Annotated in this window: 1 protein-coding gene; it reads right to left on the bottom strand. The window is 73.1% G+C overall.

What is annotated here, in order from left to right; genetic code table 11:
- Window positions 1-238 (bottom strand): tetrahydrofolate dehydrogenase/cyclohydrolase catalytic domain-containing protein (locus tag ACTFO6_RS19695; protein WP_439935984.1); only part of this gene is annotated, 238 nt, incomplete at both ends.

Raw genomic sequence — 238 nt, 5'->3', positions numbered from 1 at the left:
CCCCCACCACCACGGCGTGCTGGCCCCGGCAGGAGATCCCCTCGTGGGCCCGCAGCAGCCGGATGCCCGCCGGGGTGCAGGGCGCCAGCCCCCACCGGCCGATGGACAGCAGCCCCACGTTGTGCAGGTGGAAGCAGTCCACGTCCTTCTCCGCCGCCACCGCTTCGAACACCCGCTGGACGTCCATGGCGGGAGGCAGGGGCAGTTGCACCAGGATGCCGTGCACCGCCGAGTCCTG

This window comes from Pelomicrobium sp. G1 (assembly GCF_051905455.1).
Taxonomy (GTDB): Bacteria; Pseudomonadota; Gammaproteobacteria; order Burkholderiales; family UBA6910; genus Pelomicrobium.
Note: the sequence above shows the minus strand (reverse complement) of the source record. Positions and strands in the feature narration are given on the sequence as shown.